At 72.4% G+C, this 24186-nt stretch carries 24 protein-coding genes; 12 read left to right on the plus strand and 12 right to left on the minus strand.

The window, feature by feature from the left end:
- Positions 1-34: 34 nt before the first annotated feature.
- Positions 35-907: an MHYT domain-containing protein gene (locus HED23_RS24670; protein ID WP_203185572.1), complete on the minus strand. Its 873-nt coding sequence runs from the start codon at positions 905-907 to the stop codon at positions 35-37.
- A gap of 214 nt (positions 908-1121) precedes the next feature.
- On the opposite strand from HED23_RS24670, the gene HED23_RS24675 reads away from it, so the two are divergent.
- The 5 genes from HED23_RS24675 to HED23_RS24695 all read left to right on the plus strand — a co-directional run bounded on the left by HED23_RS24675 (position 1122) and on the right by HED23_RS24695 (position 6279).
- Positions 1122-1994, plus strand: a complete 873-nt coding sequence (locus HED23_RS24675; RefSeq protein ID WP_203185573.1) for a glycerophosphodiester phosphodiesterase — start codon at positions 1122-1124, stop codon at positions 1992-1994.
- Positions 1995-2385: 391 nt separating this feature from the next.
- Positions 2386-2934, plus strand: coding sequence for a methylated-DNA--[protein]-cysteine S-methyltransferase (locus HED23_RS24680; RefSeq protein ID WP_203185574.1), 549 nt, complete (start codon positions 2386-2388; stop codon positions 2932-2934).
- 86 nt (positions 2935-3020) lie between these two features.
- The gene (locus tag HED23_RS24685) at positions 3021-4337 is read left to right on the plus strand and encodes an MFS transporter (RefSeq protein ID WP_238442094.1); all 1317 of its coding nucleotides are present in this window, start codon (positions 3021-3023) and stop codon (positions 4335-4337) included.
- A gap of 77 nt (positions 4338-4414) precedes the next feature.
- Complete coding sequence (locus tag HED23_RS24690; protein ID WP_203185575.1) at positions 4415-5368, plus strand: pseudouridine-5'-phosphate glycosidase; 954 nt, start codon at positions 4415-4417, stop codon at positions 5366-5368.
- Entirely contained in the window at positions 5365-6279 is a 915-nt protein-coding gene (locus HED23_RS24695; RefSeq protein WP_238442095.1) for a carbohydrate kinase family protein, read from the plus strand. Before HED23_RS24690 ends, HED23_RS24695 begins: the two co-directional genes overlap by 4 nt.
- 423 nt (positions 6280-6702) lie before the next feature.
- Here HED23_RS24695 and HED23_RS24700 read toward each other — a convergent pair whose 3' ends face one another.
- On the minus strand, positions 6703-7344 hold the full coding sequence (locus HED23_RS24700) for a uridine kinase (protein WP_203185576.1): 642 nt from the start codon (positions 7342-7344) through the stop codon (positions 6703-6705).
- A gap of 34 nt (positions 7345-7378) precedes the next feature.
- Here HED23_RS24700 and HED23_RS24705 point away from each other — a divergent pair, with 34 nt between their 5' ends.
- Positions 7379-7744 carry a nuclear transport factor 2 family protein gene (locus HED23_RS24705; RefSeq protein ID WP_203185577.1) on the plus strand — a complete coding sequence of 122 codons (366 nt, stop codon included), beginning with the start codon at positions 7379-7381 and terminating at the stop codon, positions 7742-7744.
- Between the two features lie 12 nt (positions 7745-7756).
- Here the strand turns inward: HED23_RS24705 and HED23_RS24710 are convergent, their stop codons facing one another.
- Together HED23_RS24710 and HED23_RS24715 are read right to left on the minus strand one after the other, a co-directional pair.
- Positions 7757-8287 carry a cupin domain-containing protein gene (locus HED23_RS24710; RefSeq protein ID WP_203185578.1) on the minus strand — a complete coding sequence of 177 codons (531 nt, stop codon included), beginning with the start codon at positions 8285-8287 and terminating at the stop codon, positions 7757-7759.
- Between the two features lie 64 nt (positions 8288-8351).
- The gene (locus HED23_RS24715; RefSeq protein WP_238442096.1) at positions 8352-9032 is read right to left on the minus strand and encodes a winged helix-turn-helix transcriptional regulator; all 681 of its coding nucleotides are present in this window, start codon (positions 9030-9032) and stop codon (positions 8352-8354) included.
- A gap of 86 nt (positions 9033-9118) precedes the next feature.
- Between HED23_RS24715 and HED23_RS24720 the strand changes: the two genes are divergently transcribed.
- The 3 genes from HED23_RS24720 to HED23_RS24730 all read left to right on the plus strand — a co-directional run bounded on the left by HED23_RS24720 (position 9119) and on the right by HED23_RS24730 (position 11687).
- Positions 9119-10330, plus strand: a complete 1212-nt coding sequence (locus HED23_RS24720) for a pyridoxal phosphate-dependent aminotransferase (RefSeq protein WP_203185580.1) — start codon at positions 9119-9121, stop codon at positions 10328-10330.
- A gap of 22 nt (positions 10331-10352) precedes the next feature.
- Positions 10353-10955, plus strand: coding sequence for a C39 family peptidase (locus tag HED23_RS24725; protein ID WP_238442097.1), 603 nt, complete (start codon positions 10353-10355; stop codon positions 10953-10955).
- A gap of 423 nt (positions 10956-11378) precedes the next feature.
- Entirely contained in the window at positions 11379-11687 is a 309-nt protein-coding gene (locus tag HED23_RS24730) for a hypothetical protein (protein ID WP_203185581.1), read from the plus strand.
- A 19-nt stretch (positions 11688-11706) separates the two neighbouring features.
- Here HED23_RS24730 and HED23_RS24735 read toward each other — a convergent pair whose 3' ends face one another.
- The 3 genes from HED23_RS24735 to HED23_RS24745 form a co-directional block, all read right to left on the minus strand.
- Positions 11707-12984, minus strand: coding sequence for an SWIM zinc finger family protein (locus HED23_RS24735; protein WP_203185582.1), 1278 nt, complete (start codon positions 12982-12984; stop codon positions 11707-11709).
- Entirely contained in the window at positions 12981-15965 is a 2985-nt protein-coding gene (locus HED23_RS24740) for a DEAD/DEAH box helicase (protein WP_203185583.1), read from the minus strand. Before HED23_RS24740 ends, HED23_RS24735 begins: the two co-directional genes overlap by 4 nt.
- A 123-nt stretch (positions 15966-16088) precedes the next feature.
- The gene (locus tag HED23_RS24745) at positions 16089-17192 is read right to left on the minus strand and encodes a slipin family protein (protein ID WP_203185584.1); all 1104 of its coding nucleotides are present in this window, start codon (positions 17190-17192) and stop codon (positions 16089-16091) included.
- 220 nt (positions 17193-17412) lie between these two features.
- On the opposite strand from HED23_RS24745, the gene HED23_RS24750 reads away from it, so the two are divergent.
- Positions 17413-17769: a hypothetical protein gene (locus HED23_RS24750; RefSeq protein WP_203185585.1), complete on the plus strand. Its 357-nt coding sequence runs from the start codon at positions 17413-17415 to the stop codon at positions 17767-17769.
- On the opposite strand, the gene HED23_RS24755 is transcribed toward HED23_RS24750, so the two are convergent.
- Positions 17751-18227, minus strand: a complete 477-nt coding sequence (locus tag HED23_RS24755; protein WP_203185586.1) for a DoxX family protein — start codon at positions 18225-18227, stop codon at positions 17751-17753. The two genes, HED23_RS24750 and HED23_RS24755, sit on opposite strands and share 19 nt — an antisense overlap.
- Before the next feature lie 311 nt (positions 18228-18538).
- Entirely contained in the window at positions 18539-19684 is a 1146-nt protein-coding gene (locus HED23_RS24760) for an ADP-ribosylglycohydrolase family protein (protein ID WP_238442098.1), read from the minus strand.
- Between the two features lie 119 nt (positions 19685-19803).
- Between HED23_RS24760 and HED23_RS24765 the strand changes: the two genes are divergently transcribed.
- Positions 19804-20061, plus strand: coding sequence for a DUF6343 family protein (locus HED23_RS24765; protein ID WP_420803088.1), 258 nt, complete (start codon positions 19804-19806; stop codon positions 20059-20061).
- A 195-nt stretch (positions 20062-20256) separates the two neighbouring features.
- On the opposite strand, the gene HED23_RS24770 is transcribed toward HED23_RS24765, so the two are convergent.
- The 3 genes from HED23_RS24770 to HED23_RS24780 all read right to left on the minus strand — a co-directional run bounded on the left by HED23_RS24770 (position 20257) and on the right by HED23_RS24780 (position 22282).
- A complete protein-coding gene (locus HED23_RS24770; RefSeq protein WP_203185588.1) occupies positions 20257-20625 on the minus strand; it encodes a tetratricopeptide repeat protein in 369 nt (122 codons plus the stop codon).
- A gap of 72 nt (positions 20626-20697) precedes the next feature.
- Entirely contained in the window at positions 20698-21300 is a 603-nt protein-coding gene (gene coaE, locus HED23_RS24775) for a dephospho-CoA kinase (RefSeq protein WP_203185589.1), read from the minus strand.
- 43 nt (positions 21301-21343) lie between these two features.
- Complete coding sequence (locus HED23_RS24780; protein ID WP_203185590.1) at positions 21344-22282, minus strand: PAC2 family protein; 939 nt, start codon at positions 22280-22282, stop codon at positions 21344-21346.
- An 889-nt stretch (positions 22283-23171) separates the two neighbouring features.
- On the opposite strand from HED23_RS24780, the gene HED23_RS24785 reads away from it, so the two are divergent.
- On the plus strand, positions 23172-24131 hold the full coding sequence (locus HED23_RS24785; protein ID WP_203185591.1) for a right-handed parallel beta-helix repeat-containing protein: 960 nt from the start codon (positions 23172-23174) through the stop codon (positions 24129-24131).
- Positions 24132-24186 lie beyond the last annotated feature (55 nt).

Here is a 24186-nt window from a genome sequence, read left to right on the forward strand (position 1 = left end):
CACCGTACGACCCCCCACTGACAACGGCGGGGGTTCAGCGGCTCCGCGGCTGCCGGGAGGCCCTGCGCGAGGCGGTGGCGTAGGTCGGCGTGCGGCGGCGCTGGACGGGGACCGGGGTCACCGGCCCGCCCCGCCGGGAGGCCTGTCCCGGCAGCCGCCCGCCTCCCTCGGGGGATCCGGTCACCACCAGGGGGTCGATCATCACGACCACGGCGGCGAGCAGCAGGAAGCAGCCGGGCCCGATCATCATGGGCAGGAGCAGCGAGGTGGGGGCGTCGCCCGGTGGTGCGGGGGCGGCGTCGGGGTGCAGGTGCACCTGGAGCGCGGCCATTCCCGTGTAGTGCATCCCGCTCACGGCCACGCCCATGACCACACTGGCGCCGAGGCTGGGGAGGAAGCCGTGGACGGAGACGGCGGCCCACAGCGAGACGGTCGCGGCCACCACGGCGATGACGACGGACAGCGAGACGGTGAGCGTGTCGTACTCGAACAGTCCCTCGAAGTTCATTCCGGCCATGCCGAGGTAGTGCATGGAGGCGACCCCGAGGCCGGTGATCGTCCCTCCGGTGACCAGTGCCATGCGGGTGGCGCCCCGGTATCCGACGAGGAAGATGCCGATCCCGACCATCCCGACGCCCACGGCGAGGCTGGCGTAGGTGAGGGGCCTGTCGTAGCTCACCGGTGCTTCCCGGACGGTGAAGCCCAGCATCGCGATGAAGTGCATCGTCCAGATGCCGGATCCGATGGAGGTCGCGCCGAGGGCCAGCCAGCCGGCTCTGGACGCACCTCGAGCCCGCAGGGACCGCGTGGTGCAGCGAAGACCGAGCGCCGCACCGAGGCATGCCATGAGGAACGCGGTGACGGGGGTCACGGCGCCGTAGGTGAAACCGTCAACTGTGCCCTGCATGCTGGTACGCCCTTCGCGGTGTGCCCGGGTTCGGGGTGACCCTAAAGGGCAAGGCCCGGCAAGCAAACATAAGAACGGCATTTTATCCGCCTCTGGGCCCCCCGCGGATGCGGCGCCCACCATTCCGTTCACAACATGGCCATCATCACCCTCCCCTCCGTTGGGAAACGGGTGCGAGTCTCTCCCTGTCCACAACCCGACGCGAGGAGTACACGTGTCCGTACGCACAGCAACCGCCTCCGCCACCGCGGCCGCCCTGCTCGGCGGCTGCTTCCTGCTGCCCGCCACGCAGGCCCATGCCTCCGGCACCCAGGACAGCCCGGTCGTCTACGCCCACAGGGGCGCCTCCGCCTACGCCCCGGAGAACACCCTGGCGGCCGTGGACGCGGCCGACGACCTGGACATCGCGTGGGTGGAGAACGACGTGCAGCGCACGAAGGACGGCGTACTGGTGGTCGTGCACGACACCACTCTGAGCAGGACCACGGACGCCGAGGAGGTCTTCCCCGACCGCGCGCCCTGGGCGGTCAAGGACTTCACCGCGGCGGAGATCGCGAAGCTGGACGCGGGCAGCTGGTTCGGCGCCGGCTTCACGGGGGCCCGGGTGCCGACGCTCTCCCAGTACCTTCACCGCGTCGAGCGCAACCGCCAGAAGCTGCTCCTGGAGATCAAGAGCCCGCAGACGTACCCGGGGATCGAGCGGGACATCCTGCGCGTACTGCGCAAGGAGGGCTGGCTCGACCGCGGTCACGTCAAGCACAGGCTCGTCATCCAGAGCTTCGGTGCAGAGAGTGTGAAAAATGTTCATGTTCAGCGTCCGGACGTCGTGACGGGCTTCCTGGGCACCCCGGCGGTGGCCGATCTGCCGTCGTACGCGGCGTTCACCGACCAGATCAATCCGTCGCACACCACCGTCACCGCCGACTACGTCGCCGCCGTGCAGAAGCTGAAGGGCGCCCACGGCAAGCGGCTGCGGGTGAACACCTGGACGGTGAACGACGCGGCGAAGGCGGCCGAGCTGGCCGGCTTCGGGGTGGACGGCATCATCACCGACAGGCCCGACACGATCCGGGACGCCACCCGCTGAGCATCCCGGCGGGCCGTCGTTGCACTCGGCGTCGGCGAGGTGGCCGCCGTTGTCGGTGAGGACCGCGACATGGATGGTGTCGGCATGGGAGTCCACACCGCCGAACACCCACTGGCTGATCGTGCCCGCTGTGCCCGCTGCTGTCATGCTGGAGCTGCCTTCCTAGCCGGAGGCGGCGCCGGCCGGGTGGGGCAGACAGGACATTGAGGGGGCTTCTGACCAAGCTCCTATCAGGTCATGTTCCACCTGGCCGTAGCCATGGAGAACGGGCCCCGGCAGCCGGACGGTACAACCAGAAGACAACCCAGCAGGGCGTCAGTCAGTGGCAGAGCCACGACACCGGAACCCGCTACGAGTATCAATGTCAGTGGCCGGCCGTACCGTGGGCCTCATGGAGAACGACGAGCGGGTCGTGGAGTGGACCGTCATGCCGAGCGGCATCGGCCCCCTCCTCCTGGCCACGACCGGCGCGGGTCTGGTGACCGTGGTGTTCCACGCGTCCCCCGCGGTCCGGGACGGAGCACTCGCGCAGTTGCGGACACGCCTGGGCACGGAGCCGGTGGAGGCACCGGACTCCGCGCTGCTGGCCGGCCGGCCCGTGCGCCAGCTCGCGGCGTATTTCGCCGGAGAGCTGCGGGAGTTCTCCCTCGGCCTGGACTGGTCGCTGAGCTCCGGCTTCCACCGCGAGGTGCTCCGCGAGCTGGCCGTCGGCGTGCCCTACGGGACGGTCGTGGGCTACGGGGACCTGGCGCGCAGGGTCGGTCAGCCGGGTGCCGCACAGGCCGTGGGTGCGGCCATGGGATCCAATCCGCTGCCGTTGGTGGTCCCGTGCCACCGGGTGGTGGAGAGCGACGGAGGGCTCGGCGGGTTCGGCGGGGGGCTGGAGACGAAGCGGCAGCTGCTGGCGCTCGAGGGGATACTTCCGCAACCGCTGTTCTGAACACCGCCTGCCCGACGCCGTTCGGCACGTCACGCCCCCCAGCGCACCCCACCGCCCGGTCGCGCCTGTCCTCGCACGACCGCACGATGTCGCGCGACTGCTTGAGATGGAACACTGCGGCGGTGACGACAGCATCCCCCGGGCCCCGGATCACATCCGCCGATCTGCCGGCCCTGCGGCGCCGGATATCCGCCGTACTCATCGGCAGCCAGATACTCGGCGGCCTGGGCGTGGCCGTCGGTATCGCCCTCGCCCCGGTCCTGGCCGCCGAGGTGAGTGGTTCCGAGGCCCTGTCCGGGCTCGCGCCGACCGCCTCCGTCGCTGGTACGGCGCTGCTGTCGCTGCCGCTGGCCGCCCTGATGACCTCGCGGGGCAGGCGTGCCGGACTCGTCCTGGCCTACCTGATCGGGGCCCTCGGAGCCTTCCTCGTGGTGACCGCCTCCGTCGTGGGCAGCTTCCCCCTGCTGCTGCTCGGGATGGCCGGTTTCGGTGCGGGCTCGTCGGCGAATCTCCAGGCGCGGTTCGCTGCGGCCGACCTCGCGGAGCCGGAGCGGCGCGGCCGGGCGATCTCCACGGTCATCTGGGCCACCACGATCGGTTCCGTACTCGGCCCGAACATCGCCGCACCCGCGAGCCGTGTCTTCCAGGGCACCTTCCTGCCCGAGACGGCGGGTCCCTTCGCCTGGGCCGTCATCATCTTCCTGCTCACCGGGACCGTCGTCGCCGTGCTGCTGCGCCCCGATCCGCTGCTGACCGCGCGGGCGCTCGCCCCCGAGGACACGACAGCCGCCGCGAGCCGCTCGCTGCGGGCCGGGATCGCGGTGGTGCGGGCGACCCCGATGGCCCGGCTGGCACTCGTGACCGTCGCCGTGTCCCACACCGTGATGGTCTCCGTCATGGTGATGACCCCTGTCCATCTGGGGCACCACGGCGCGGACATCCAGCTGATCGGCCTGGTCATCAGCGGACACATCGCGGGCATGTACGCGCTGTCCCCCGTCATGGGCTGGCTCTCCGACCGGGTCGGCCGGCTCCCCGTCATCGGACTGGCCGCCGGACTGCTGTGCTGCGCGGCGGTGTTGGCCGGTACGTCGGGTGACGGGCACACCCGGACGGCCGCGGGCCTGTTCGTCCTGGGGCTCGGCTGGTCGGCGGGCCTGGTCGCCGGCTCCGCGCTGCTCACCGACTCGGTGCCGCAGGCGGCGCGGGCCGCCGTGCAGGGGCTCTCCGACCTCACGATGAACTCGGCGGCCGGCATCGGAGGCGCCGTCGCCGGAGTGATCGTCTCCCGGCTGGGCTACGGCTGGCTCAACGCGGTCGCCGCCTGCCTCCTCCTGCCGATGGCCGCGCTCGCGCTGCGCCGGGCGGTGGCTCCTCGGTCCCCGGATTCCGCGAAGGCCTGACGGTCCGCTCGACGCCGGGCCGCGACACCACGGGAGTTGCGGGTTTGCGGCGCCCGTGCCCGCGACAGGGATGGGGCATGCCTCAGAATCCATCGGCACCCCTGTCGCGGGAAACCGGCCGCACCGCCCTCGTACTCTCCGGAGAGGTGCGGGAGGCCCTCGACGAACGGCGGCCCGTGGTCGCCCTGGAGTCGACGATCATCGCGCACGGACTTCCGCGCCCCCGCAACCTCCAGGTCGCCCGGGAACTGGAGGATCTCGTGCGGAAGGCCGAGGCCGTCCCCGCCACGGTCGCAGTACTGGACGGCCGGGCACATGTGGGCCTGCGGAGCGACCAGTTGCAGCGGGTCGCCGAGGACCCCGGCGTACGCAAACTGGGGCACCGTGATCTCGCGCCCGCGCTGGCCCTCGGCGCGAGCGGGGCCACCACCGTGTCAGCGACGGCCTTCCTCGCGGCACGCGCCGGTCTGGGCGTCTTCGCCACCGGCGGGCTCGGCGGCGTACACCGCGGGTGGACACGGACGCAGGACGAGTCCGCGGACCTCCGGCTGCTCGCCCGGACCGGGATCACGGTGGTGTGCGCGGGCGTGAAGTCGATCCTGGACGTGCCCGCAACGTTGCAGCGCCTGGAGACGCTCGGCGTCGGCGTACTGGGCTACGGGACGGAGCACTTCCCCGGCTTCTACCTGAGCAGCTCCGGCGAGCGGGTCGACTGGACCGTGCGCACGCCGGAGGAGGTCGCGGCCGTGATGCGGGTGCGGGAGCGGCTGGGCGGTCCGCCCACGGCGCTGGTCGTCGCCAACCCGGTGCCGGAGGACGAGCAGTTGGACCCGGTGGTGCACGACCGGGTGCTCGCCGGGGCTCTGGACGCCTGCCGGAAGCGGGGGATCACGGGGCAGGCCGTCACCCCGTTCCTGCTGGAGTTCCTGATGCGGGACACCGGTGGGGCCTCCCTGGAGGCCAATCTCGCCGCCGTACGCGGAAATGTGCGACTCGCCGCGCGGATCGCCGTCGCGGCGGCCGCAGGGTGAACACGGCCGGCGGCTCCGTGGGCGGGGGCGGTCTGCTCGTCGTCGGGGAGGTGGTGACCGACGTGGTCGTACGGCACGCGTCGGCACCGGCCCACGGCACGGACACTCCTGCGCGCATCAGCACACTGCCGGGCGGAGCAGGGGCCAACGCGGCTTGCTGGGCCGTGCGTTCGGGCTGCCGGGACGTCCGGCTGCTCGCCAGGGCCGGGGCGGAGTCCGCGGTCTGGCACCGGGACGTGCTGCTACGGGCGGGGGTGCGTCCGCTGCTGCGCGTGGACGACGACGCGCCGACGGGCACGGTGGTGGCGCTGGTCGACTCCTCGTCCGAACGCACCTTCCTCACCGACAGCGGGGCGGTCCTGCGCCTCTCCCCCGGCGACTGGTCACCTTCACTGCTCGACGGCGCCGCCCGACTGCATGTGTCCGGCTATCTCCTCTTCGCGCCGCGGAGCCGGGCGACGGCGGGACTCGCGCTCCGGGAAGCCCGTCGGCGGGGCGTCCCGGCGAGCGTGGATCCGGCCTCGGCGGGGTTCATCGCGGGACTCGGCGCCGCGGAGTTCCTGGATCTGGTCGAGGGTGTGGATCTGCTGCTGCCCAACGCGGACGAGGCCCGCGAGCTGACCGGGCTTCCCGACCCCGCCGACGCGGCGGCCAAGCTGAGCCGGCACGTGGGCCGGGTCGCCGTCACGCTCGGGGACAGGGGCGTCGTGCTCGCGGCCGGCGGCACCGTGACCGCGCGCGTGCCCGCCATGGCGGTCCGCGCCCCGGTCGACTCGACGGGCGCGGGGGACGCCTTCACCGGTGGTTTCCTGGCGGCGCTCATCGCCGGGGCCGACGATGCCGGGGCGGCCGCGGCGGGTTGCCGGGCCGGGGCGGAAGCGGTCGCCACGGTCGGGGGCCGCCCGGTGTGAGCCGCCGAACGGCGCCGCGGAGGGCCGGTCACACGCGGCCCCGTACACGCCGGGTCCGACCGGCAGTCCACGGTGGCCGGTGGCAGCCTGGTGCGACCGGGCAGTCCAAGGTCGCCGGTGGCAGCCGGCTGCTCGTCCTCCCGGCCGGAGGGCCGGTCACACGCGGCCCCGTACACGCCGGGTCCGACCGGCAGTCCACGTGGCCGGTGGCCGCCTGGAGCGACCGGGCCGTCCAAGGTCGCCGGTGGCAGCCGGCTGCTCGTCCTCCCGGCCACCGGAAAGAGAGGGGTCGAGGCCGGCTTCCGACCGGCTAAGGCTCGGGGCTCGGAACCCGGCCACCTCCGTGGGAAGCGACGGAGAGCGGCCGGCCGCAGGCGTCCCCCTGCGGCCCTTCCCAGGGCCCGCCGGACCCGGACGACGGCCTCAGCCGCCCAGACCCGTCCAGGCGGGGTGGTGCGGGTCGTCGGCGCGTACGACCACGTCCGCACGTCCGGCCGGAGCCACCTCCTCCTCGTACCGCGCGAAGGCGGGCAGCGTCCACCACTCGCCCTCCTCCGTACGCCGCCGGAGCGCACCGGGTGAGAGGCTCAGGTGGATCCCGAGGTCGAAGGGGAACCAGTGCCCGAGGAGAAGGGGCCCGTGGAGGATCAGCACCCCGCCCTCGGGGAGCACCTGGTACGGGCTGCGGGTCGCCCGGTCCGTGCCGGGGTTCCAGAGATCGGGCAGGACCCGTCCGCTGCCGCCCGCCTCGAGCGGACGGAACACCTCGCGCCACAGCGCGCCGGTGTCGAACCAGCTGTCGGCGTACGAGTCCGGGTCCTCCTTGCCGTATTCGTAGCGGAGGCTCGCCGGACGCAGGAAACCGCCGGTGGAGACGGTGAGCACCGGGCGCCCGCGGGCCCGGAGCGCCTCGGCGAGGTGCGCGGCGGGTTCTTCGGGGCGGGCTGCGGGAGCACCGTCGACGCCGATCCTCAGCCAGGACCCGCCGTCGGCCGGTTCGATTCCGTCGGCGTGACCGGCGAGGGTCCGGGCCAGCCGTTCCCAGGTAATGGCTTCAAAGTGCACGCATCCATCATGGCCCCGTCGCATCATGATCCGTATGGATCTCACCTTCGCCCGCCGGTTCGCCGGCCGGTGGCAGGACGACTGGAACTCTCATGACCTGGACCGCATCCTCGCGCACTACCACGACGACGTGACCTTCAGCTCTCCGATGATCGCCCGGCTGACGGGCGACCCGGTCGGGACCGTGCACGGCAAGGCCGCCCTGCGCGCGTACTGGGCGGCGGGCCTGGAGCGGATCCCGGACCTGGAGTTCGAGGTGATGGACGTACGCGCGGGCGTCGACGCGCTGGTCATCGACTACCTCAACCAGATCGGCGGCCGCGTGTACGAGGTACTCACCTTCGAAGACGGCCTGGTCGTGGCGGGCTTCGGCGCCTACGGCGAGACTCCCGCCAACTGACCGGACCTGTCGCTACCGCGACGCCGGGCAGTCCACCGCGTCGGCGTCGTCGGACAGCGCGCTTCCCTCGGGAAGCAGATACGTCACCCACAGCACGACGGGTTCGGTCCCGAGGTTGCGTCCGATGTGCCGGTGCCCGGACCCGGACGGTTCGATGAAGGACGTCCCCGCGGGTGTCGCCTCCACCGAGCAGTCGTGGAGGGTCCGGGTGAGCGTCCCGGACTTGACGACGGCGATCAGCTGCCCGCTGTGGGTGTGCCAGCCGGTGGACCCGCCGGGCGCCACGGTGATCTCCCGGAAGGTCACGTCCGTGCGGCCCTCAGGGGTCTTCACCCTGAGCTTGCCCTCGGACGTGCCCTCGGCGACGACCGTGCCGCTCACCCCGCTGCCCGGCGTGGCGACGGCCGCCGCCGGCACGAGGCCCGACGCGGCCACGCAGACGCCCACGAGCAGGGCCTTTCGCAGCGGCCCCCGCTTCTTCACATACCTTGCGCTCGTCCCGCTCGTACCGCTCGTCGCACCGACCGCACCGTCGAACCCCATGACCGACTCCTCAGCATTAGCCCGATGAACACGTCTACGCTCATGGCCAGTTGAGAGTATGACGTCAGGCTCGTGAGCGCTGTCCGCCGCGGAGTTCGTCAGCGAGCGGCCCTTCCCCGAGCACTTCCGCCCGGCCTTCCTCCACCGCTTCCGCGAGGGTGCCCTCGCCGCGCCCGAGGGCCAGGACGACTTCCGCGTCCAGCACGAGGACGGCGTCCGGGTGGCCGGCGGGACCGTATCCGTACACCTCACGTCCCTCCGCCTCCGGCCCGGTACTGATGTGGAACTCACCCTCCGCGAGCCTGACTTCGACGATCCCGCCGTGGGTGAGGCCACCCAGGGCCCTCAGCAGCGGCAGCGCGAACCAGTGGGCCCTCACCGCGTCCGTGGGGCGGCGTTCGTCGAGCGCGGGGGTGCCCCACCGGGCGAGTGCGGTGAGCACCGGGAGCAGTCCGCGGCCGTGCTCGGTCAGTTCGTAGACCGCTGCGGCCGCGGGAGGCGGCAGGCGGCGGCGCACGGCCAGGCCGCCCTGCTCCATGTCCTTGAGCCGGGAGGCCAGCACGTCCGTACTGACTCCGGGCAGATCGGCGTGCAGATCCGTGTAGCGGCGCGGGCCGGCCAGCAGTTCACGGACGATCAGCAGGGTCCACCGGTCGCCGACGGAGTCGAGGGCGCGGGCGGTGGCGCAGAACTGGTCGTAGCTCCGGCGGCGGGCGGGGCGTGCGGGCTGCTGCTGACGTGGCATGCGACGCAGTCTAGACATGTTGTTGGACTTTCCAAGCCTGAGCTTGGTAAAACCAAGTATCGCAATTCGCTTCGGGGAGGCACGCCATGGAGTTCCGGCAGTCCAGCAAGCTCAACGAGGTCTGTTACGAGATCCGGGGGCCGGTCATCGAGCAGGCGAACGCCCTGGAGGAGGCGGGCCACAGTGTGCTCCGCCTCAACACGGGCAACCCGGCGCTCTTCGGCTTCGAGGCGCCGGAGGAGATCGTCCAGGACATGATCCGGATGCTGCCGAAGGCACACGGCTACACCGACTCGCGCGGGATCCTGTCCGCGCGCCGAGCCGTCGCGCAGCGTTATCAGGCGATGGGGCTGGCCGATGTCGACGTGGACGACATCTTCCTCGGCAACGGGGTCTCGGAGCTGATCTCCATGGCGGTGCAGGCCCTGGTGGAGGACGGCGACGAGATTCTCGTCCCGAGCCCCGACTTCCCGCTCTGGACCGCGGCGACGACGCTGGCGGGCGGGAAGGCCGTGCACTACATGTGCGACGAGGGTGCGGACTGGAATCCCGATCTCGCCGACATGGCCTCGAAGATCACCGACCGCACCCGGGCCATGGTGATCATCAACCCGAACAACCCGACGGGCGCCGTCTACCCCCGCGAGGTCCTCGAGGGCATGCTCGACCTGGCTCGCCGTCACGGCCTGATGGTGCTGGCCGACGAGATCTACGACCAGATCCTGTACGACGACGCCGAACACCACAGCGTGGCGGTCCTGGCCCCCGATCTGCTCTGCCTCACCTTCAGCGGGCTGTCCAAGACGTACCGGGTCGCGGGCTTCCGCTCGGGCTGGATGGTGGTGTCGGGCCCGAAGCAGCACGCCCGAAGCTATCTGGAGGGGCTCACCATGCTCGCCTCCATGCGGCTGTGCCCCAACGCCCCCGCCCAGTACGCGATCCAGGCGGCCCTCGGCGGCCGGCAGTCGATCAAGGAACTGACCGCCCCGGGCGGCAGGCTGCACGAGCAGCGCGACCGGGCGTGGGAGCGTCTCAACGAGATCCCCGGGGTGTCGTGCGTGAAGCCGAAGGGCGCGCTGTACGCCTTCCCGCGCATCGACCCGAAGGTCCACGACATCGTGGACGACGAGCGGTTCGTCCTGGATCTGCTGCTGCGGGAGAAGATCCAGGTGGTGCAGGGCACCGGCTTCAACTGGCCGCGCCCGGACCACTTCCGCATCCTCACCCTGCCGCACGTCGACGACCTGGACGCCGCCATCAGCCGTATCGGCCGCTTCCTGAGCGGATACCGCCAGTGATCTGCCGGACCTGCGGAACCCCGTGCAGACCCAGTTCGTGTCGCCCGGTCCGGTGGGGGCGATCGTCGAGGGCGGGCTGGATCCGGCGGAGGACCCCCGCTGGGCGGACTCAGGTGCGGCGTCACCGGCCGAGTACGCACGCTGGGCAGGCCATCTGTGCGGTATGGCCTGCCTGAGCATGGCGCTCGGCGCCGGGTCACCGTCCCTGTTCGCCCTGCGGGACGGCGCGTCGGAGTACGAGGCGTACGCCGAGGATGCCGACGGGGTGATCAAGGGGCTGGTCTACGCTCCCTTCGCCCGGGACGCGTCCGAGGTCCACGGCCTCGAAGCGGTCGCCCACCGGCACCTCTCCCCCGCCGGAATCCTGGGCCTGCTGGACGAGGGCCGGAGGGTGATGGCCTCCGTGCACCACGGGATCCGGCATCCCGGACGGCCCGCTCCGAAGCGCCGCGGCCACCTGGTGCTGCTGACCTCCCGAACGGCGGACGGCGCCGGCGTGCACTTCCACAACCCGTCGGGAACGACGGCCGGGACGCGCGCGGCCGGTCTTCCCCTGCCTGTCTTCGAGCGCTTCTTCGCGGGACGCGGGGTCTCGCTTCCCGGCGCCCCGGCGACGGGCACGTAGCGGCTCACCGTCACGGATGGTCCGGCCTGGCCCCGGATGGCCCGCCGCGTGGGCGCGGCACTCCCGTGCCACGGTGGGCGCCGACGGGAGCCGTCCGCGCCCCGGTGGCCGAACGCCATTACGGCGAAACGGGCGTGACGGGCCGTGGGTCCGGCGTTCGCCGACCGCACGGGCACGCCGAATCCCCCGGGCGGGCTCACCGCCCAGGAGGGCCGGAGCAGTGGCACACTCCAGCGGGGTCGTCGAGCGGGAGCGTTCGTACGAGCTGATCCCGCTGCACCCGGCGCCGGACCGCCCGCGCGGGGCCCGCAGGGGGAACGGATCCCCTCCGCGTACGAGTAGGCCTACGCCCGGCAATCGGTGGCCCGGCCGGCCGAGCGGGCCCTCGGCAGTCACGACGAATCCGGACGGGGAGCGATCGACATGGGTGCGGCGATACGCCACTTCACCGCCATCGCCCCCGGGGGCCAGGTGTTCACGGTGAACGTCGAGCGCGACTTCCGGTACGACCCGTATCGCGATCTCCTCGCCTGCGCGCACTGCGACTGGTCTCCGTCGCTGCTCACCACGCAGCGGATCGACGCCATGGCCTGGGACCATCTGGCCGGGTCACACGATGCCACCCGCGGACGGACCGACCAGGAGAACGAGTCCTTCCGCAGGGCCCGTCGGGTGATGCTCCCGCTGTGCGCGGTCGTGATCGTCGTGCTGCTGGTGTTCCTGCAGAGCTGAGGGCGGCCCTGCGGAGCAGTCAGCCGCGCAGAGCTGAGAGGGCGGCGACCGGGTCGGGGTCCGGTGTCGCCCGGGGCCACCAGTCGTCCTCACCCGGGTCGGATTCGTAGCCGTACCAGCGGCTGTCGTGGCCGAATCGGAGCTGGAGGGTGCCGGCGGCGTTGGTCAGGTGGTTGCGCCAAGGCTGGAAGCGCGGGAAGTCGGCTGCGGCGAGGGCGGGCCTGGCCCGGTCGAACGGGCCGGCCGGCGGGTCCCACGGGGTCTCCAGCACCTCCAGCCCTTCCGCGCCGCCCTGCCGCCAGGCGGCGACGGCCCGGGCCAGGTCCGTGGTGCTGTGTCCTGTGGCGAAGGCGAGCTCTCGGTAGAGCGCCCGGGTCGTGGCGGTGAGCCCGGCGGTGGGGCGCGACGCGGCGATCCGTACGGCGTCCTGCCAGGTGCTGAGCCCGGCGAGCGGGTCGTCCCCGGTGGTGAGCAGCGCGTGGGCGCGGGCCGCCGCGTCCGTGGCGAGGTGGTCGAGGCCGAGCGGGTCCCGGGCGCCGGGCAGCTCCGGGTAGGACGGCGGCTCGCCGGGGTACGGCGGCACCGGCAGGGGGGCGGGCAGCGGCGGCAGGAAACGGTCGGCCAGGGCGTCGCGGGCCGCGACCGAGGGCATGGTGGGGGTGTCCGGGCGCTCACGGGCGGAGTGCTCGGCGTTGCGGCGGCCCAGCTCGTCGAGGAGCTCGCGCTCACCTCTGCCGCGCATCAGCAGGAGGACGAACGGGTCGCTGTCCAGTAGCCGGGCCGTCTGGAAGCAGAGCGCCGCCACGTGCTTGCAGGGCCAGCCCCGGTCCGGGCACGAGCAGTCGGGGTCCAGATCACCGGCGGCGGGCAGCAGACGGATGCCGGCCTCGCCCGCGGTGTCGACCAGGGAGTGCGGCATCTCCTTGTCGAGGAGCGCCGACAGATGCCCGGGCCGGCCCGCGACGGCGTCCAGGAACGTGTCCCAGTCGGACGCCGGCAGCGTACGCAGGCGCAGCTCCGCGCGGTAGGGACGGGGGCGGCTGCCGTGGACGTAGGCGATGACCCGGCCGGGCGTGACGGTGATCGCGGCGACATGGCCGCCGTCGGCGTACGTACGGCCGCGGGCGAGACGCCCCTCGTCCATCGACAGGGATTCCAGTGCGTCCACCCAGGCCCGGCCCCACCAGCTGTCCGCGAAGGGCCCGTCGGCGTCGGAGGCACGGGCGGGCACCGCTTCGAAGGTACGCCGCAGATCATCGGGGCCCGGGCGGGCCGCAGGGCTCCCACCGGGCCTCATGGCGTCCTCCGGAGCGAGACCAGGTCGGCCAGGTCACGGTCGCTGAGCTCGGTCAGGGCTGCCTCGCCGGTACCGAGCACCGCGTCGGCGAGGGCGCGTTTGGACTCCAGCAGTTCGCTGATCCGGTCCTCGACCGTGCCCTCGGCGATCAGCCGGTGCACCTGCACGGGCTGGGTCTGGCCGATGCGGTAGGCACGGTCGGTGGCCTGCTCCTCGACCGCCGGGTTCCACCACCGGTCGTAGTGGATGACGTGGGCGGCCCGGGTGAGATTAAGTCCTGTGCCCGCCGCCTTGAGCGAGAGCAGGAAGACGGGGACCTCACCGGACTGGAAGCCGTCCACCATCCGCTCCCGCTCGGGCACGGGCGTGCCGCCGTGCAGCAGCTGGGAGGGGATCGCGCGGGAGGCGAGGTGGGCGGAGAGGAGCCGGGCCATCGACACGTACTGGGTGAAGATCAGGACGGAGCCGTCCTCGGACAGGATGGTGTCGAGGAGCTCGTCGAGCAGGGCGAGCTTGCCCGAGCGTCCGGTGAGCCGGGTCGGCTCCTCCTTCAGATACTGCGCGGGGTGGTTGCAGATCTGCTTGAGCGAGCCGAGCAGCTTCATGATCAGTCCGCGCCGTGCGATGCCCTCCGACTGTTCGATGAACGCCATGGTCTCCCGGACGGCCGCCTCGTAGAGCGTGGCCTGTTCCCGGGTGAGGAAGACGGGGTGGTCGGTCTCGGTCTTGGGCGGCAGCTCGGGTGCGATGCCCGGGTCGGACTTCTTGCGGCGCAGCAGGAAGGGGCGGACGAGTCGGGAGAGCCTCTCTACCGCCTCCTCGTTGCCCAGGCCCGCCGCGGTGCCGGTGTTCTCGACGATCCTGGCGTGCCGGGAACGGAACGCCTTGAGGGGGCCGAGCAGGCCGGGGGTGGTCCAGTCGAGCAGCGCCCACAGCTCGGAGAGGTTGTTCTCGACGGGGGTGCCGGTCAGGGCTACGCGGGCGGGCGCGGGGATGGTGCGCAGCGCCCTGGCGGTCGAGGAGTGCGGATTCTTCACGTGCTGTGCCTCGTCGGCGACGACCAGTCCCCAGGTGTGCCCGGCGAGCTGCTCCGCGCCTGAGCGCATCGTGCCGTACGTCGTGAGGACGAAGCCGCCGTCGGTGCCTTCGAGGGTGCGGTCCGTGCCGTGGAAGCGGCGCACGGGGACGCCGGGTGCGAAGCGGTTGATCTCGCGGTGCCAGTTGCCGAGCAGGGACGCGGGACAGACGACCAGGGTGGGGGCGGCGTGGGCCCGGTGCAGATGGAGGGCGATGACGGTGATCGTCTTGCCGAGACCCATGTCGTCGGCGAGGCAGCCGCCGAGGCCGAGTGAGGTCATGCGGTCCAGCCAGGCCAGTCCGCGGAGCTGGTAGTCGCGGAGGGTGGCATCGAGCCCGGGTGGCGCCGGAAGGGTTGCGTCCTCGTCCAGGATGCGCGCGCGGAGAGCGGCGAGGGCTCCTTCCGGCACTGCTTCGACGTGTTCGCCGTCGACCTCGGCGCTGCCGGTGAGGGCGACACCGAGCGCGTCCACCGGGTCCAGGAGACCGAGCTCCCGCTTCCGTGCCTTGCGCACGAGCGCGGGGTCCACCACGACCCATTGGTCGCGCAGCCGCACCACCGGCCGGTGCGCCTCGGCCAGGGTGTCCATCTCCGCCTCGGTGAGCTGGTCGTCGCCCAGGGACAGCTGCCAGTTGAACGTGAAGAGCTGCTCGGCGTCGAAGAACGAGGTGCCGTCTGTCGCCGAACCCGGCGCGGGACGGACGACGGCCGACGCGGTGAGTGAGCGGGCGAGCTCCCGGGGCCAGTGGAGCGCCACCCCCGCCGCCGCGAGCCGTACTCCGGCCGCGCCGATCAGCTCGTACAGCTCGTCCTCGGTGACGGCGAGCACGTCGGGGACGGGCTGGTCGAGCAGTCGCTCCAGCGGAGGCCAGACGCGGGCGGCACGGCGCAGTGCGAGCACGGCGTCGATCCGGGCTCTGGGCCCGAAGGGCTCGCCCGCCCCGCCGCTCCACAGTGTGGCCGCGTCGGTGACGTACGTCGGGTCGGCCAGGCTGTGCACCTGGGTGACGGCCGCGGCGGCATGGCGCGTGGCGGCCGGGGTCCGGGGGGCGATCCCGCCCGGAGCCTCGTCCAGGGGCGCGCCCTCGTCCGGCGCTGGCCCTGTCGCTCCGGAGCCCGCCGCTTCCCCGGTCGCTCCGGAGTCCGCCGCTTCCCCGGTGCCGCCCGAGGAGTCGAAGAGGTCGTACGCGGAGAGGTCGAGCCGGAGCGAGATACGCACTCCCGCGTCGAGTCCTGCGGCCACCTCGACGGCCCAGGCGCGGGCGTCGGGGAGGTGCTGTGCCTCGCGGGCGGCGAACGGCGCCCCCATGGCGTGGGCCGCGGCGGGCGTCCGGGGGAGGGTGTCGGCGACGGCGTCCATGAAGGCACCGAGCAACGCGCGGGGTTCGGGAACGCGCAGGGGTGTGCCCTCCAGCGGGACGGCGTGCCCCTCAGGCGGCATCGAGGCGGCGACCGCCCTCAGGTGGGCGATGTCCTCCGCGTCACGCGGCCCGGCCCGCCAGGCGTCCCGGTCGCCGGCCGTCAGCCCGGGCAGGAGTCTGCCGCGCGCCACCAGGTTGAGGGCGTGCAGGGCGGCTGCTCCCCACGCCCGGGTCGCGGGGTGGGCCACGGCACGGTGCCGGGCGCGCGCCAGCAGGGACACGACGTCCGCGACGGGAAGCACCACGGCGGGCACGGTACGGGGGCGGGCACCGTCCGTGCCGTGCCGTCCGACGACCGTGATCTCGGTGAGGGGCAGGTCCGGCCCGGTGGTGGGCCACACCGCGTCGGGGCCCGTGAGGCCGACGGTTCCTTCGGGATCCCAGAAAGCCATCCGGCCGTCCCGGGGCAACTCCGCGGGCAGGAAGACAGCCGCGCACCGCAGCAGCCGGTCGACGGTGACGTCCTGCGTCTGCCGCGTCATGTCCACCGCCCCCGTCCTGCCTCGGTCCCGTTGCACTTCTCCTGTCCTGGCGAGTCTAGGCGGGGGGTGTGACAGCACCCGCCCCGCCCGTGTTTCCACAGGTGGAGCGGGTGGGTGACCGCGTCAGTGGCGGGTGAAGGGCTTGCTGCGGGACCGCCCGGACAGCCGTTCCGGATCGAACTCGGGAAGCACGTCCGGGTCGAACTCCGGCACTCCGTCCGGATCCGGCACTCCGTCCGCCTCGGGCCCCGGGCCGGCGAGAGGCGGGTCGGGGAGCGGCTGGTCCGTGAACGTCTGTTCCGTGACCGGGTCCACGACGGACGGGCCCCCCGCCGAAGGATCCACGACGGACGGGTTCACCACGGGCAGGCTCTCGGCGGGTGGTCCGCCGGGCCGCCGGGCCGTCACCGGCTGCTCGGGCTCACCCTGCGACTGCCCGGCACCGGCCTCCGGCTGCGGCTGCTGCCCCTGCTGCGCGCGTTCCAGGAAGCGGAGCAGCTCCACCGGGAAGGGAAGGACCAGCGTGGAGTTCTTCTCGGCCGCGACAGCGACCACGGTCTGCAGCAGCCGCAGCTGCAGCGCCGCCGGCTGGGTCGACATCTGCTGCGCGGCCTGGGCGAGCTTCTTCGACGCCTGCAGCTCCGCGTCGGCGTTGATGACCCTGGCGCGCCGCTCACGGTCGGCCTCGGCCTGCCGGGCCATGGACCGCTTCATCGTCTCCGGCAGCGAGACGTCCTTGATCTCCACGCGGTCGATCTGCACGCCCCAGCCCACCGCGGGACTGTCGATCATCAGCTCCAGCCCTTGGTTCAGCTTCTCGCGGTCGGACAGCAGATCGTCCAGGTCGCTCTTGCCGATGATCGACCGCAGCGAGGTCTGTGCCATCTGGGACACCGCGAACCGGTAGTCCTCCACCTGGATCACCGCGCTCGCCGGGTCCACCACCTTGAAGTAGATGACCGCGTCCACCCGCACGGTGACGTTGTCGCGCGTGATCCCGTCCTGGGCGGGGACGGGCATCGTCACGATCTGCATGTTCACCTTCCGGAGGCGGTCGATGCCCGGGACGATCATGGTGAACCCCGGGGGGCGCACCTCGTCATGGAGCCGGCCGAGCCGGAGCACCACGCCCCGCTCGTACTGCTTGACCACCCGGGCCGCGGCCATGGCGTACACCAGGCCGCCCGAGAGAACCGCCACCAATGCGACCACAAGCTCCTGGACCATCACGGCCCCCTGCCTCCGGGGTGCGTCGCCGCACCCACCTATCACGCCCCTATTAACACGATATGCCCGATCCGCACACCCTTGAACCTCCGTCCGGGTGCCAGTGGCCCCGGCCGGCCGCGCACCGGATGCCGGCACTACGCGGACCGGGCAGGGTGGCCAGCGCCAGCACGTCCCTGTGACGTACCGATGAGCCGGACGAGCAGACGAGGACCCGCCCATGTCCGTCACCGCGCCCCCCACCGTTCTCCGCCGACGGACCGGCATCGCCGCCGGTGCGGTCCTGCTCACCCTGACCGTCACGGGCTGCTCCGGGCTCGGGCGCACGGCGGTGGGGCCGGTCTCCTACAGCACGGACCAGGACAAGGTCGTCACCGTGCACAGTCCCTCGGTGAAGGGCTGCCACCGGATGGAGCCCGCCGGTGCGCAGAAGATCGAGAACAACACCCTGGTCGACATCATCCTGTACACCACGCCCGACTGCACCGGACGCCAGAGCGCCTACGTGGCGACCACCTTCAGCGACGCCAACGCCGGGCGCGCCCTGCCCTGGCGCAGCTACCGCTTCGTCCACTGACCGGCGCGGGGCCCGCGTCCGCGCCCTCGGATCAGCGCGGACAGATCCCGGGTCCGCTCACGCCCGTCCCGGGCGATGAGGACGGCCAGGGCGATGAGCAGGGCGGGCATGACCGCGTTCGGCGGATCGAGCAGGGTCAGCTGGACGACGGACGCACCGGCGAACAGCCCGACCAGGGCGATGGCTCCCACTCCCGCGAGCAGCGGTATCAGCAGGGCCAGCGCACCGGCCAGCTCCAGGCCCCCGATGGTGTACATCGCACCGCTGCCCCAGCCCATACGGTCGAACGACTCGACGGCCGACGCGTGGGCGACGAGCTTGGCCACCGCGCTGAAGCCGAGGAACAGCGCGAGGACGACGCGGGCCCCGGTCAGGGCTACGGAGGCCAGGCCCCGTCGGCGCGGCGCGGAGGGGGCATGCGGGGCGGCGAGCGAGGCGGGTGCGGCGGTTTCGGACATGGAGGTCTCCTCGGAGGGCTTCATGAGTGACGTGCGCCGGCGCGGGGGTGCGGCTCCTGCCGCCGCGTTTCCCGGCGCTTACGGACAGGTAGACCGCGCCGGACACCGGAATTCATCGCCTCCCGAGACCTCGATCGGGTTTTCCTCAGGTCTGCACGAGCCGTGCCGGCCCCCGGACGGCGTCCGGGGCGGGACGGCGGTCGACGGCGGGCCCGGCCTCCTCCGGACGGGCCTCGAACCGCTCTCCTCGTCGAGGTCCGGCGTCTCGGTGGAACTCCGCGTTCCCCGCCGGCACCGCGGAACACCTGCCTTCAGTACGGCGGGTAGCGGCCCTCCGGCCATGCCACCGGCTGCTCCAGCTCCGTGCACAGATCGTCGGCGAGTTCGGCGATCACCGACCGCCCCTCGGTGAGGACCAGCCAGGAGGCGGGCAGCCGTACGTCACCGTGGCGCGCGCCGAGCAGATTGCCGCAGACCGCCCCTGTGGAGTCGCTGTCGCCGGAGTGGTTGACGGAGAGCAGCAACGCCTCGGCCACGTCGTCGGCCCCCGGGAGCACCAGCGCGCAGTACACGGCGATGGCGAGGGCCTCCTCGGCGACCCAGCCCGCACCCAGGGACTCGACACGCTCGGCCGTGGGCCCGCCCAGAGCCGCGAGGTCGACCGCAGCACGCAGCGCGGCCGTCGTCTCCTCGTGGCCGCGATGGCGGCCCAACAGGTCCATGGCACGCAGCACGGCGCCCGCCGGCGAGTCGCCCTCCAGCAGGTGCGTGACGATCGCGGCGAGCGCGCCCGCCGCGTACGCCCCGGTGGGATGCCCATGGGTGATAAGCGCGCATCGGGCGGCGAGCCCGAAGGCCGTCGCCGCGTCCGCGCCCAGCAGCCCGAAGGGGGCCGACCTCATCACCGTGCCGCACCCTTTGGAGTGCGGATTGACGGGACCGGGGAGGGCGAGCGGTGCGCCGGGATCCGGGACATGGCGGGATGCAAGGCCGGTCAGACACGCGTTGCCGGGCGCGCGGCGTGCGTACAGCCAGGGCTCCTGCCTGAGCCGGCCGGTCCGCACCTGGTCGTCGCCGCCGCGGGAAGGCGGCGAAGGGTAGTTCTGGGTGTCCAGCCAGCGCAGGTAGGCGTTGCGCACCAGCTCGGTCTCCGCGCCTCCGATGCCCTTGGCGGATGCCCGGGCGTGGGCCCTGATCAGTCCTTCGACCGTGAAGAGCGTCATCTGGGTGTCGTCCGTGATCCGTCCGACGACCCCGTCGGAGTCCGCGACGGGGCCGCGCACGCCGTGCTCACCGTGGGCACGGCGGATGCCGTCCAGGGAGAGGAACTCGACGGGGTTGCCCAGCGCGTCCCCGATCGCGCCGCCCAGCAGCGCGCCCCGCACCCTGGACCGGCGGGCGACGCGGGCGCCCCACGACGTCCCCCCGACCGCATGTCCCTGTCCCGTCGTCGCCACAGCCCGCTCCCCCTCGTCCGCCGCCATTTCCATACGCCGCCCGGCAGGGGCAAGCTGGAGAAGAGGCGATGGTGATGCGTACCGGAAGTGAACCGTCCACCGCACGCAGCCCCCTGCGGATGCGACTATGGCTGAGTCTATGGGGCATGATCTGGGCCTTGCCCGGCCTGGTGGCCTTCGTCGCGACCGGACGCCCTGGCTGGGCCACTGCCTGCGGTGTCCTACTGGTCGTCACGATCACGGACCTCTGCATCGTCGTCCGCCACCTGCGGCAGGGCCCGCATTACCAGCCGGGCCGGGAGATCCCGCCGTACGAGCCCGACAGGGGCGGGCGGGGTGACCGGGGGCGGGGCGACCGGGGGCAGTACGGCCCCTGAGTCCGGCCGGAGCGAGTCCGCCGGAGAGCCTCGCTCCGGCCGGAGAATCTTGCCCCGCCGGAGAATCTTGGCCCCGCCGGAGAATCTGGCTCCGCCGCAGAGCCCTGTGAGCGGAAGAGGGGCATCCGGGCGGCCCCGGCCCGGGGGTGCGCGGGCCGGGGCCCTGCCCGGAGGGGGCGCGCGGCCCAGGGGCGATCAGGCCCGGTCGTCGAAGCGGGCGGCCTGCAGGTACTCCGGTTTCGGGTCGAGCGCGGCTGCCAGCCGGAAGTGACGGGTGGCCTGTTCGGGCCTGCCGGCCCGCTGGAAGGTGCGGGCCAGGGCGAAGTGCGCGAAGGCGTTGTCCGGCTCACGCTCCAGGACCAGCTCGAACTCAAGCTCGGCAGGGCGCAGTTGGGCGGCGGCGAAGAAGGCACGGGCACGCAGCAGGCGAGCCGCCGTGTTCTCCGGGTGGGCGGCTATCACCGAGTCGAGCAGCTTGACAGCACCCCGCGGGTCCCGTGCGGCGAGCAGCTGCTCCGCCGCGCGGAAGTCGATGACATGCGTTTCCGGATTGTTCTCGGGCACGGACGTATCCTTCCCCTCGCCTTCGGCTTTTCAACATCCGGCCAGGTGTGCGTATTCCGGACAGGCGCCGGATCAGTTCGCGGCGACCCGTGCGGTGAGCTCCGACCAGAGCGCGCGGACCTGGGGTTCCAGGTCCTCCATCGGACCGTCGTTGTCGACGACGAGATCGGCGACGGCCAGCCGCTCCTCGCGCTTGGCCTGCGTGGCCATCCGCGCGCGGGCGTCGGACTCCGTCATGCCGCGCAGCCGTACGAGGCGGTCGAGCTGGGTCGCGGGCTCCGCGTCGACGACCACGACCAGGTCGTAGAGCGGGGCGAGGCCGTTCTCGGTGAGCAGCGGGACGTCGTGGACGACGACCGCGCCCGGCCCGGCGGCCCGCTCCAGCTCGGCCGAGCGGGCCCCGACCAGCGGGTGGACGATGGCGTTGAGCGTCGCCAGGCGCGCGGGGTCGGCGAAGACGATCGAGCCGAGCGCCGGCCGGTTCAGGGATCCGTCGGCCCCGAGGATTCCGGGGCCGAAGGCTTCGACGACGGCCGTGAGCCCGGGGGTGCCGGGCTCGACGACCTCGCGGGCGATCCGGTCGGCGTCGATCAGCACGGCTCCGTATCGTGCGAGCAGACGTGACACTTCACTCTTGCCGGCGCCGATCCCGCCGGTCAGGCCCACTTTAAGCATGCGCCGAGCCTAGCCTCCGGCCGGGGAGCCGCCGGAGGTCCGGTCAGGAATCGCCCTCACGTTCCGCGAGGAAGCGTTCGAACTCGCGGCCGATCTCGTCCGCCGACGGCAGGTCGACCGGCTCCGCGACGAGGTTGCCCCGGGTCTCGGATCCCGCGACCGCGTCGTACTGGTGCTCCAGCCCTTCGACGAGCGAGACGAGCTCCTCGTCACCCTGCCGGACCTGCCGCTCGATCTCGGTCTGGGTGCGGTGCGCCTCCGTACGCAGGGTGTGCGCGACGCTCGGCAGCACCAGCCCGGTAGCCGCGGTGACCGCCTCCAGGGCGGTGAGCGCGGCGTCCGGGTAGGCGGACCTGGCGACGTAGTGCGGCACGTGGGCGGCGATGCCCAGGACGTCGTGGCCGGCCTGCATCAGCCGGTACTCCACGAGCGCCTCGGCGGAACCGGGGACCTGCGCCTCGTCGAACGGGCTGCGGTGGCCCGGCATCAGGTCTGTTCGGTTGCCGTGCGGGGTGAGGCCTACGGGACGAGTGTGCGGGACGCCCATGGGGATGCCGTGGAAGCTGACCGCGAGGCGGACACCGAGCCTCTCCACGACCTGTTCCACGGCGGCGGCGAACCTCTCCCACTCGACGTCGGGCTCCGGTCCGGAGAGCAGCAGGAACGGCGCACCCGTCGCGTCCTGCACGGCCTTCAGCTCCAGGTTGGGCGACTCGAACGCCGTCCACCGGTCACGCTTGAAGGTCAGCAGCGGGCGGCGCGCCCGGTAGTCGACGAGCCGGTCGTGGTCGAAGCGGACCACGGTCTGGTGCGGCAGCGTCTCGAGCAGGCCGTCGACGATCTGCTCACCGGTCTCGCCCGCGTCGATGTACCCGTCGAAGTGGTAGAGCATGACCAGGCCGGCCGATTCCTGGGCGAGCGCCATGTCGACGACGGCCAGGCCCTTCGGCTCCCATTCGTACAAACTCTGCGGATCAGGCACGGTTACCGCTCCTCCTCGTGTTCCTGGACAAGAACACCCCGCGCGGCCGCGGCATTCCCGCCTGCCCGTCCGACTCGCGGCCACGCGAGGACACAGCTGCGCATCACCCTCGCCGCGTTCCGCGCCCAGGCGACGGTCCGTGCCGTCGGGCGCCGGGTGCGGCCGAGGCGCCGACCACTGAAGTGCGCGTGTGCGGCACGGCCGTTGAGCCCTGCGGGAGCAGGCATCGGGCCCGTGGGACAGGGAGACCGGACGGACTCCGGGCGCGGGGCGGAGACGGGAGGAGCGTGTGGCGATCCCGCATCCGGATGTGCCGGCGTGGGCCGTCCGGCGACGCACCGGCCTTCGTTCCGCCACCTCGTCGATCAGGCGGACGTCGGCGTTCCCGTCGGCGAACACCTCGGCTGAGCGGCCGAGTTCCCGGGGGGGCCGAGGACTGCTGTCCCCCGTGGAGTGCGGAGGGTTCCGGCGTTCAGCCGACGGCCGCCACCGCCGGGGCGAGGTGTCCGCCATGTGCGCCCTCCCTGACTCCCCTGGTGATCCTGGCTCCGGACGACCCTGGCGTTGCGCGGGCGTCGGCGTCGCGCGGGGCCCTGACGTCGCGTGGACCTCGGCGTCGCACGGACGTCGGCGTTGCGCGGATCCTGACGTCGCGCGGATCCCTACCCCGTACGAACCCTGACGTCGCGCGGATCCTGACACACGCGCATTACAGGCCGTCAGCCGTCCTTGTATCTCGCACGTTTCCTCGGTCTCCGCAGACACATGGAGCCCATTGGTCCAGACCTTGACATGTCCATCGACCGCACTTACCGTCGCGGCAGATTCAGGCAGCCGCCCGGTATTCACGTACGGGAACTCCTGAGCCCTTCGACGGGAAGGCACCCCCATGCGCACCCGCACGCTGATCCCCGCCCTTCTGACCGCCTCACTCGCCGCCGGCGCCCTTCCCTTCACGGCGGGGTCCGCCCAGGCTGCCACGGTCGTCGACGTGAGCACCGCCGCCCAGCTGAAGGCAGCCCTCGCGTCCGCTGCTCCGGGTGGCACCATCCGGCTCGCCGACGGGACGTACACCGGCAACTTCAAAGCGACCGTGCCGGCGACCTCCGCCGCACGCATCACCCTCACCGGATCCTCCGCGGCCGTCCTGACCGCGGGTGGCGGCTACGGCCTGCACCTGAACGGAGCGTCGTACTGGACGGTGCGCGGCCTCACGGTCACGGGCGGCCAGAAGGGCATCGTGACCGACGCGGCGGCCGGCGTCGTCATCGACTCGGTGACCGTGCACGGCCTCGACATGGAGGGCGTCCACTTCCGCAAGTCCAGCCGGAGCGGCATCCTGCGGAACTCCTGGATCCACGACACCGGCCACGACGGCCGGGGCATGGGCGAGGGCGTCTACGTGGGGTCGGCGGGCGATCTCACCGACCGGAGCGACGACGCGCAGATCATCGGCAACACGATCGGCCCGGGCGTGGGCGGCGAGAACATAGACATCAAGGAAGGCACCACCGGGGCGAGGATCATCGGCAACACCTTCGACGGCAGTGGACTGACAGGCGCCAACTACGACGACTCCTGGGTCGACGTGAAGGGCAACGACGTGCTCGTCGAGGGCAACAAGGGTGTCCGCACCACGAACAACGGATACGAGACACACACCCAGCAGAGCGGCTGGGGCTGCGGCACGGTCTTCCGGAACAACGCCTCGGACCTGACCGGCGCCACCGGTGGCGCGCAGCTCGCCGTGAACGTCACCAACCGGAGCGCGAGCTGCCTCACCACCGTCTACGCCACCAACACGGTCACCGGCGGCAAGGGGCTGACGAACATCGCCGTCACGCCCTGATCGCCTGTGTCCGGACACGAGTGAGGCCCGCCCCCCGAAGGGGACGGGCCTCACC

This window comes from Streptomyces pratensis (assembly GCF_016804005.1).
Lineage (GTDB): Bacteria > Actinomycetota > Actinomycetes > Streptomycetales > Streptomycetaceae > Streptomyces > Streptomyces pratensis_A.

Excerpts from the sequence above, each read along its gene's own strand:
- HED23_RS24670 (WP_203185572.1), bottom strand. The coding sequence starts at position 907 with ATGCAGGGCACAGTTGACGGTTTCACCTACGGCGCCGTGACCCCCGTC.
- HED23_RS24680 (WP_203185574.1), top strand. The coding sequence starts at position 2,386 with ATGGAGAACGACGAGCGGGTCGTGGAGTGGACCGTCATGCCGAGCGGC.
- HED23_RS24685 (WP_238442094.1), top strand. The coding sequence starts at position 3,021 with ATGTCGCGCGACTGCTTGAGATGGAACACTGCGGCGGTGACGACAGCA.
- HED23_RS24690 (WP_203185575.1), top strand. The coding sequence starts at position 4,415 with ATGCCTCAGAATCCATCGGCACCCCTGTCGCGGGAAACCGGCCGCACC.
- HED23_RS24705 (WP_203185577.1), top strand. The coding sequence starts at position 7,379 with ATGGATCTCACCTTCGCCCGCCGGTTCGCCGGCCGGTGGCAGGACGAC.
- HED23_RS24710 (WP_203185578.1), bottom strand. The coding sequence starts at position 8,287 with ATGGGGTTCGACGGTGCGGTCGGTGCGACGAGCGGTACGAGCGGGACG.
- HED23_RS24715 (WP_238442096.1), bottom strand. The coding sequence starts at position 9,032 with ATGCCACGTCAGCAGCAGCCCGCACGCCCCGCCCGCCGCCGGAGCTAC.
- HED23_RS24720 (WP_203185580.1), top strand. The coding sequence starts at position 9,119 with ATGGAGTTCCGGCAGTCCAGCAAGCTCAACGAGGTCTGTTACGAGATC.
- HED23_RS24730 (WP_203185581.1), top strand. The coding sequence starts at position 11,379 with ATGGGTGCGGCGATACGCCACTTCACCGCCATCGCCCCCGGGGGCCAG.
- HED23_RS24735 (WP_203185582.1), bottom strand. The coding sequence starts at position 12,984 with ATGAGGCCCGGTGGGAGCCCTGCGGCCCGCCCGGGCCCCGATGATCTG.
- HED23_RS24740 (WP_203185583.1), bottom strand. The coding sequence starts at position 15,965 with ATGACGCGGCAGACGCAGGACGTCACCGTCGACCGGCTGCTGCGGTGC.
- HED23_RS24745 (WP_203185584.1), bottom strand. The coding sequence starts at position 17,192 with ATGGTCCAGGAGCTTGTGGTCGCATTGGTGGCGGTTCTCTCGGGCGGC.
- HED23_RS24750 (WP_203185585.1), top strand. The coding sequence starts at position 17,413 with ATGTCCGTCACCGCGCCCCCCACCGTTCTCCGCCGACGGACCGGCATC.
- HED23_RS24755 (WP_203185586.1), bottom strand. The coding sequence starts at position 18,227 with ATGTCCGAAACCGCCGCACCCGCCTCGCTCGCCGCCCCGCATGCCCCC.
- HED23_RS24765 (WP_420803088.1), top strand. The coding sequence starts at position 19,804 with ATGCGACTATGGCTGAGTCTATGGGGCATGATCTGGGCCTTGCCCGGC.
- coaE (WP_203185589.1), bottom strand. The coding sequence starts at position 21,300 with ATGCTTAAAGTGGGCCTGACCGGCGGGATCGGCGCCGGCAAGAGTGAA.
- HED23_RS24785 (WP_203185591.1), top strand. The coding sequence starts at position 23,172 with ATGCGCACCCGCACGCTGATCCCCGCCCTTCTGACCGCCTCACTCGCC.